This window comes from Janthinobacterium sp. GW822-FHT07H10 (genome assembly GCF_058798675.1).
On the sequence record NZ_JBXAKS010000031.1, the window covers coordinates 1 to 8237 of the forward strand.

General features: G+C 60.0%; 7 protein-coding genes. 1 reads left to right on the plus strand and 6 read right to left on the minus strand.

What is annotated here, in order from left to right:
- Positions 1–126: 126 nt before the first annotated feature.
- Positions 127–1206, minus strand: coding sequence for a tartrate dehydrogenase (locus tag AC1RDJ_RS28230; RefSeq protein WP_493029436.1), 1080 nt, complete (start codon positions 1204–1206; stop codon positions 127–129).
- Between the two features lie 114 nt (positions 1207–1320).
- On the opposite strand from AC1RDJ_RS28230, the gene AC1RDJ_RS28235 reads away from it, so the two are divergent.
- A complete protein-coding gene (locus AC1RDJ_RS28235; protein WP_071321657.1) occupies positions 1321–2223 on the plus strand; it encodes a LysR family transcriptional regulator in 903 nt (300 codons plus the stop codon).
- Position 2224: 1 nt separating this feature from the next.
- On the opposite strand, the gene AC1RDJ_RS28240 is transcribed toward AC1RDJ_RS28235, so the two are convergent.
- The 5 genes from AC1RDJ_RS28240 to AC1RDJ_RS28260 form a co-directional block, all read right to left on the minus strand.
- A complete protein-coding gene (locus AC1RDJ_RS28240; protein WP_071321656.1) occupies positions 2225–3715 on the minus strand; it encodes a DUF3482 domain-containing protein in 1491 nt (496 codons plus the stop codon).
- Entirely contained in the window at positions 3712–5190 is a 1479-nt protein-coding gene (locus AC1RDJ_RS28245) for a DUF2868 domain-containing protein (protein WP_493029433.1), read from the minus strand. Before AC1RDJ_RS28245 ends, AC1RDJ_RS28240 begins: the two co-directional genes overlap by 4 nt.
- 62 nt (positions 5191–5252) lie before the next feature.
- Positions 5253–5942 (minus strand): phosphatase PAP2 family protein, encoded by a 690-nt coding sequence (locus tag AC1RDJ_RS28250; protein ID WP_493029434.1) that lies wholly within the window; start codon positions 5940–5942, stop codon positions 5253–5255.
- Positions 5943–6170: 228 nt separating this feature from the next.
- Positions 6171–7379 (minus strand): sensor histidine kinase, encoded by a 1209-nt coding sequence (locus AC1RDJ_RS28255; RefSeq protein ID WP_493029435.1) that lies wholly within the window; start codon positions 7377–7379, stop codon positions 6171–6173.
- Positions 7380–7383: 4 nt separating this feature from the next.
- Positions 7384–8073 carry a response regulator transcription factor gene (locus AC1RDJ_RS28260; protein WP_071326155.1) on the minus strand — a complete coding sequence of 230 codons (690 nt, stop codon included), beginning with the start codon at positions 8071–8073 and terminating at the stop codon, positions 7384–7386.
- Positions 8074–8237 lie beyond the last annotated feature (164 nt).

Here is an 8237-nt window from a genome sequence, read left to right on the forward strand (position 1 = left end):
TTTGCAGCATTTCGTCAACCTTCTTTTTTACTACCCAGCCCCGGAAGGCCGTCCCTTTTGTGCCGCAAACTAGTGCGTCTCATTGGGGAGGCGAACTATAGCAAAGCCACCCACGGGCGGCAAGCTTTATTTCAGCAAGTCTGCAACCGCCATGCCGACATCGGTCGTACTGGCGCTGCCGCCCATGTCCGGCGTGCGTGGGCCATGCTCGAGCACCTGCTCGATGGCGCGCACAATCGCATCATGCGCGGCCGTGTAACGGGCGTCGCCATTACCGAGAAAATCGAGCAGCATGGCGCCCGACCAGATCATGCCGATCGGATTGGCGATATTCTGGCCATAGATATCGGGCGCGGAACCGTGCACGGGCTCAAATACCGAGGGAAACGTGCGCTCCGGATTGATATTCGCCGACGGCGCGATGGCGATTGTGCCCGTGCACGCCGGGCCCAGGTCGGACAGGATGTCACCAAACAGATTCGACGCCACCACCACGTCGAAACGCTCGGGACTCAGCACGAAACGGGCCGCCAGAATGTCGATATGGTATTTATCCCAGCGCACATCGGGAAACTCGGGCGCCATCGCTTCCACCCGCTCATCCCAGAACGGCATGCTGATCGCGATGCCATTCGACTTGGTCGCCGACGTCAGGTGTTTTTTAGGTCGGTTTTGCGCCAGCTCAAACGCATATTTGAGGATGCGGTCGACACCTTTGCGTGTAAAGACGGATTCCTGCAGCACGGTTTCACGCTCCGTGCCTTCGAACATGCGCCCGCCCACGGACGAATATTCGCCCTCCGTATTTTCACGCACCACATAAAAGTCGATATCGCCCGGCTTCTTATTGGCCAGCGGGCACGGCACGCCGGGCATCAGCCGCACGGGGCGCAAGTTGACGTACTCATCGAACTCGCGGCGAAATTTCAACAGCGATCCCCACAGCGAAATGTGGTCGGGCACCTTGTCCGGCCACCCCACGGCGCCAAAATAAATGGCGTCGAAGTCCTTGAGCTGCGCAAACCAGTCCGACGGCATCATTTGCCCGTGCTCCAGGTAATAATCGCAATTGGCCCAGGCCATGGTCGTAAACTGCAAGTCGATGTTGAAACGCTGCGCGGCGGCCCGCAGCACGCGCAAGCCTTCCGGCATGACTTCATTGCCGATACCGTCGCCGGCGATGACGGCGATTCTGTGGGTGACCATGGTGACCATGACATGCAGCTCCTGTAGAGATGGGATGCCTTGATGATACTGGCACCGCATGGGAATACAATCAACGTATTCAGAACCCCAGCATTCACACTTCATGGCCAATTGATGAAAAACACACCATTGCTGGAAGACTTGCGCCTGTTTTGCCTGGTTGCCCACAAAGCCAGCTTTGCCGCCACGGCACTGGAACTGGGTATTTCCAAGGCCGTCGTCAGCAAGCGCATCGGTATGCTGGAAGACGCCTTGCAGACGCGCCTGCTGCACCGGACCACGCGCCGGGTCAGCGTCACCGATCATGGCAACATCGTGCGGCAATGGGCGCAGCGCATCCTGGAAGATGTTGCACAGATGGGCGATGCCGTAGCGCAATCCAAATTGCAGCCGCAGGGCATGCTGCGCATCTGCTCCAGTTCCGGCTTCGGCCGCAACCGGCTCGGTCCTGCGCTATCCGCATTGGCGCGGCAATACCCGCAGCTGAACATCCAGGTGGAATTGCTCGACCGCCCCGTTGACCTGCTGGGCGAAGGTTTCGATCTCGACATCCGGGTCGGCGTGGTCCAGGAGCCGGACCTGATCGCGCACCGCATCGCCAGCAATCAGCGCGTGCTGTGCGCCGCGCCCGCCTACCTGGCGCAACATGGCGTACCGACCACCCTGGCGCAGTTAAGCGAGCATCAATGCATCGTCATCCGCGAACGCGACCAGGATGGGCGGCGCTGGAAACTGCAGGGGCCACAAGGACAGGAAACCGTGAAGGTCGACGGGCCGCTGTCGGCCAATAATGGCGAGATCGTGCATCAATGGGCGCTCGATGGCCATGGCATCATTTTGCGCTCGGCCTGGGATGTCGCGGGCAGCCTGGCGCAAGGCAAACTGGTGCGTATCTTGCCTGCGTATCACCAGGCTGCCGATGTGTGGGCCGTGACCACGTCACGGTTGTCGAACTCGGCCAAGGTCAGGGTGTGCGTGCAATTTCTGGAACAGTGGCTGCAAGCACGGAACCATTGATTCACACCTGGCGCGCGACGTCCGGATACAGGCGCGCCAGGGTATCGGACGCGATGGTTGTCATGATAGGCAAGACGCGCTCGGTCGCCAGCTCCGGAGATTTTTCACGGCGTACGTCTTTCCACAGTTCCAGCAAGGCGCCATCATGACGCGCCACCGCCTGTTCGACTTCATCCTGCCAGAACGCCGGCGCTTCGCCTTCGACAAAATTGCCGCGGCCCCGGCCAAAATGGGCTACCGCCAGGTAACGCAGCACGCCGGCCACTACCAGGGTGCGCAGGAAGGCATCCGTAAATTGCATCGTCGGCTCGTTGCGGTCTGTCCCCGAGTTAAAACCCCAGGCGGCACCGGCGAACGTCAGCGCTCCGACCACGCCGCCGAGCAAGGCCCCCGTACCCAGGGTCAAGCCACCGGAAATCAAGTCCGCCGACAGGCCCGTCGCCGCACCGGAGATCATGGCGCCCAGCAAGCCCGCCTGCGCCTTGTCGATCGGCGCGCGCACGGCAAAATTATCGCGCACCCGCGCATTGATCTTATGCGCATCCGTCGGGTCAAGTTTGTGCAAGATCAACAGTTCACGCGTCGTCTCGCCGCTGCGCGTATTGAGCCGTGCCACCAGGCTGGCCATGGCCTTTTCCTGACGTTGCTGCTCTTCATTCTTGCCGATGCCGACTACCTGCAAGGCCGATTTCAGCAAGCCCTTGGAAACAGGTGCTATCGCTTCGCTGTCTTTCGCGGCGACGGCCAGTTGCGTGGCCAGCAAGTGCATGGCCTGCTGGAAGCGCGCGGTATTCTGCGCTTGCCAGGTGGCAAACAACCGCGCATAGGCGGCTTGCTGTGACTGCGGCAACAACTTGCCCACCGCTTCATAAAACACGCGTTCATGCACCCAGCAACGGGCGAACGCATCGAGCGCCAGGACATCGCGCACGATAGGGTATTGCCGCAAATGCTCGCGCCAGCGTGCCTGTTCGCCATGCTCCTCATTTCCTGGACGTGGCGGCCCCATCTGATTGAGCAAGACCACCACCGGTTTGCCCAGCCATTCAAGGATTTTCATTTCCGCCGGCAAGTAGCCCGCATCCTTGGGGTTCTCCGAGGAATTCACCAGATACAGCACCACGTCGGCCGCATCCTTGGCCGTGCGCAGCGCCTGCTGGCTGAGCCAGAACGGGCGGTCGCGATAACGGTCCAGCACTTCGCGCAGGAACCAGCCGATGGGATTGCCCGCCTGTCCCAGGCGCTTGAGCAGGCGCACGGAATCGCCAAAGCCGGGCGTATCCCACAGTTGCAAGGCATCGCCCTGCGGCGTGGCCAGCAAGGTATGCGATTCCGCAAACACCGTCACATGGGCGGCGTCGCGCACTTCGCCGATATCCACGCCCACCAGGGTACGCGCCAGGGTCGTCTTGCCGTTATTCGTATGCGAGATCAGCGCAAACTGAATCTGCGCCACATCTTCCTGGACGTCTTTATTTACATTCACACTCATGCGGCTGCCGATACTTTCAGTCCGACACCCGCGTCGAGCGGATGCAGGGCGGGATTGAGCAAATTGACCAGCGTGGCCGTGGTTTTGTGGAACTGGCAGAACTGTTGCCACAGGGCGACTCGTTCCGCCAGACGCGCGCCATTGTCCGCTTGTTCGCCAGCACGCTCGAGGTAGCTGGACTCATCGATCAGGACGGCGATGCCGCGTGCCGACGATTGCGCCAGGTAGTCGAGGAAGGCGCCATGATTTTCCTTTTCCGGCGTCGCCGTCAGGTTGAACAGCACTGCCGTGATATTGACTTGCGGATCATTCAGGTCCGTGCCACGCAAGACTTCCTGCGGTTCCTCGCCATATGACGTCGATGGGCGCAGCATCATGCGGCCCTGCTCGCCGAACAGCATGATCGCGATCTGTCCCAGGCCCTTGTGGCGCGCCTCATCGACAGTAAAGCTGTAAGGCAATACGCGCAGCATGCCGCCCGTGGCCACGCCGATGCTTTCATTGAGCTTGCGGAAATACGGTTGATCCAGATCCAGCGGGAAGTGTTTCGCCAGACGCGCGGCACGCCAATTGTTGACGAGGGCCAGGATCAGGCGCGGCACGACCACCAGCAGGAAGATCGTTGCCGCATACAAATGCACCCAGCGCGCACCGCCTTCGACGGCCGTCGTTTGCGGGAAGCGCAGCGCTTCGATTTCCGCCAGCGAAAAGCCTTGCAGGTGAAACAGGGCGATGGCTGGCGCAAACAGGGTCGAAAGCAGGCTATGCACCTGGCTGGCATTCAGGAACGTGCTTTCCCACCCGGCCGCGTATTGCGACAGGAAGCCACGCGCATACAGCGAGGCGACGGCGCCGATGGCAAACATGGCGGCGCTCAGGTGTATCGTGCGGCTGAGGCGCGCGGCCGTCAGCTTGGCGCTCAGGTGCGCCCATTCGCCCATGAAACTGAGCAAACCCGAGGATAAGGCATGCGGCAATTTGCGCGGCAGGGCCAGCCGGCCCACGCTCAGGTGGCGTACCAGTCCCGCTTTCGGCCAGCCCAGGGAATGCGAAGGAATGCACAGCCAGATCAGCAAGCCCAGGTAAACCAGCACATTCCAGGCGATGATCAGCAGCAGGGGCGCCGACAGCAGGTCGACGCGATGCGGGTCCGTAATGCGGTCGAGCCCGGCGCCCAGCAGCAAGGCCAGCAGAGGAAAGGCCAGCGCCAGGGTTTTCATGCCGTTGCGGCGTTTTGCGAAGGCGGCGAAGGCGGGCGTGCGCTCGGTGATGCGCTTGATGATCAGCTCGGAACGCTGTTGCAGGAAGTCGTCGCCCGTCACTTCCGCCTGCTTGCCCGAAGCTTGCCATTGAGCAAGCTCACGCGCACTACGGCTGGCATACATGCGGTCATCCTCGCTGAGGACTTCTTTTTTCTGGTCGGCCGTCTCGATAGCACGGACCAATACCACTTCTCTCGCAATCTGCTCGTTCATGGTGCTCCTGTTTTTGTATGAAACGACAACTCGACAGGCAGATTGTGACGTACTTTTCTGTTTCAGGCCAACGCGTCCTCGGCTTTCAGCAAGTTATACAGCAGATAGACGAGGAAAGAAGCGATCCAGGCTGACCACAGGGTATGCGAAAAAAATTGCGTTCCTTGCAATTGTTGTATCCAGGCAAACATCAAACCACATAGCAACATCAAGCTGGCGACCAGGGCGGCCACACGCGGTTGTCGCGGCAGCCAGAAGAGCTGCAAGGCCAGCAGCCACCAGGCATTGCTCGCCTGCGTGGCGGGCAAGCAGACCGTCGCAGACGCGGCAGCCGGCAGCGTTTCCAGCAGGCGCGCATACGTTTCCAGTCCACCATAGCGCAGCAAATCGCCAGGGCAAGGCGCGCCACTGAAAGCGGAAAGCAGATAAATGCTGGCCGGCACCAGCACGGCAGACAACGCCAGAACGCGCAAGGCTGTACGGCGCGATGCCGGCCAATCCAGTGGGCGCCATGCATCCCATAGCGCCAGGACGATGACGGCGACAGCCAGGGCGTTCAGGGCGAGATTAAAAACACCGGCCAGAGCGAATTGATGACCAGCAAACTGCCCACGCGCGGCATCGAACATGCTGTCGGCGAGCATCAGGTCGAGATTGCTGTAATTGCCGATCCAGAGGATCAGCATGGCCGACAGCATCAGGATGCTATCGATACCTTTGGGGGTTTTAACGAGTTTAAGCTTGGCCAGCATGGGTGCACACATTTACTTGGTGATATGAAAGGGACCGGCCACGTCAAGGACGGCGGCCACGGAAGTCATCGTACAGTGTCAATATGAAGAGAACATGACGGTGCCGGCCAGTGCAACTACCGGCGTGGCAAGACGAACTCCTGAGGAATACCTTACAAGCAGCAACATGAAATGCATGTCAGCTAGGCGTTAAATGCGCGTTAAAACGATGAACCAAACACACAATATTTATAGAAAATCAATGCGCAGCACGGTGCCGCCGCCAGGAGGGCTGCTGAACGTCAAGGTGGCGTCCAGGTACAGGCAAATACGTTGCACCAGGCCCAATCCCAGTCCCGTGCCCGAAGAACCGCCCAGGTTGGCAGGAATCGGTTGATGCAGCAAGCGCGCGCGGGCCGCCTCGGGCAAGCCTGGGCCCGTATCTTCGACGATCAGCGCGCGCCCGGCCAGGCGTACGATGACTTCGCCCTGCAATGTGTACTGGCAGGCATTGCGCACCAGATTGCCGATGGCAGCGCTCAACAGTTCACGCGGCGCGTTAACGAGGAAATCGTCGCCGCCGGCAAAGGCCAGGGTGAGCGCCTTGCCGGCCGTCTGCGGTTGATGGCGCAGACACTCCTGGCGCGCCAGTTCCGCGACCGATAGCGATGCACATTCCAGCAATTCCGGCGCGCGGGCCAGACGCAGCAATACCGTCACGGAATCCGTCGCTTCGCGTGCCGCCCGGTAAATGCGTTCGGAAGCGGAATGGATAACAGGATCACGCCCGCCTTGCTCCATCAGAATTTCCGCCGCCCCCGTGATCACCGTCAGCGGCGTGCGCAATTCGTGGCTCACATCTCCCGTAAAAAAGCGCTCGCGGTCGAGAACTTCCGTCAACTGCGCCGTACGTGCGGCAAAAGCACGGGCCAGTATCCCCAGCTCATCGGCACTGTCCTGCAGCGGCAACGCTGCCTGGCCCGCCTTGACGGCTTGCGTCAGCGCCATGATCGGCGTGATCAGACGATTCGCGATGAAGGCCCCGAGCAGCGAAGCACAGATCAGGAAACCGATAAAACCCAGGGCGAACATGCTGTACACCACCAGCTCGATTTTTTCATACTCGGTGGCATGGTCGATCACGACAAACTCGCCATGCACATCGTGGCCAACCAGCACGTGCAGATCGACACCATCGACGGTTTTCTCATGCATGCCGGGCGCCAAGCCGCGCAAGGGCGGCGGCGTATCTTCGGCGTGATGAAAACTCAATCCGGCAGGCATGTCGACGGACAAGCCAGCCGCATGCCGCGGCGACGCCCATGCCGCCACCTCTTTCAGGCGCTCATCGACCAGTCGCACTTCAATACCTTCGACGGCGATGGCGGCAATGATGGAAAAGAAGAGGCTCGCCACCAGGGCGAACAGCAGATAGGCGACAACGATACGCCGTCTCAAAGATTTAAACGGGCGCATCGGCACTCAGCAATTTATAGCCGATGCCGGGAATCGTGCGCAGCATGGGAAAAGCATACGGTTTATCGAGCACCTGGCGCAGCGCATGGATATGCGTGCGCAGGGCATCGCTGTCGGGACGGTCATCGCCCCAGACTTCGTGTTCGAGCATATCGCGCGGCACCAGCTTGGGTGCTTCACTCATCAGGCATTTCAGAATGGTGTAACCGGTCTTGGTCAAGATCAATGGCTGGCCGGCACGCTGGACTTCAAATTTTTCCGTATCAAAACATAATTCACCGACCGTCAGCACGGCGGCGCCCGCCATCTGCCCGCGCGCGCGACGCAGCAGGGCTTTCAAGCGAATTTCCAGTTCCAGCAAGGAAAAAGGTTTCACCAGATAGTCATCGGCGCCGCTGTCAAAGCCGGCGACCTTGTCTTGCAGCGTATCGCGTGCCGTCAGCATCAGCACCGGCGTGCTATTGCGCAATTCACCGCGCAACTTCTGGCACAGTTCCAGCCCAGTCAAGCCCGGTAGCATGACATCGAGCACGATCACATCGTATTCATGCTGGGCCAGCAAGGCCAGGCCGGCGTAGCCATTCATGGCCGAATCGAGTACATGACCCTTCGGTTCCAGATAGGCGTACAGATTGGCCAGGATGTCGGGATTGTCTTCAATGATCAGGATGCGCATACCGCCATTGTAGGACGGATTCGACTGCCTCAAATAAAACCGGCAGACGAAAAAAAACCCCGCCATTGCTGGCGGGGTTTTTCTCTGCTGCGTATAACAAGCCTGACGATAACCTACTTTCACACTGGTTGCAGCACTATCATCGGCGCAAAGTTGTTTCACGG

Coding starts and splice junctions, on each gene's coding strand:
- AC1RDJ_RS28230 (WP_493029436.1), bottom strand. CDS start 1,206: ATGGTCACCCACAGAATCGCCGTCATCGCCGGCGACGGTATCGGCAAT.
- AC1RDJ_RS28235 (WP_071321657.1), top strand. CDS start 1,321: ATGAAAAACACACCATTGCTGGAAGACTTGCGCCTGTTTTGCCTGGTT.
- AC1RDJ_RS28240 (WP_071321656.1), bottom strand. CDS start 3,715: ATGAGTGTGAATGTAAATAAAGACGTCCAGGAAGATGTGGCGCAGATT.
- AC1RDJ_RS28245 (WP_493029433.1), bottom strand. CDS start 5,190: ATGAACGAGCAGATTGCGAGAGAAGTGGTATTGGTCCGTGCTATCGAG.
- AC1RDJ_RS28250 (WP_493029434.1), bottom strand. CDS start 5,942: ATGCTGGCCAAGCTTAAACTCGTTAAAACCCCCAAAGGTATCGATAGC.
- AC1RDJ_RS28260 (WP_071326155.1), bottom strand. CDS start 8,073: ATGCGCATCCTGATCATTGAAGACAATCCCGACATCCTGGCCAATCTG.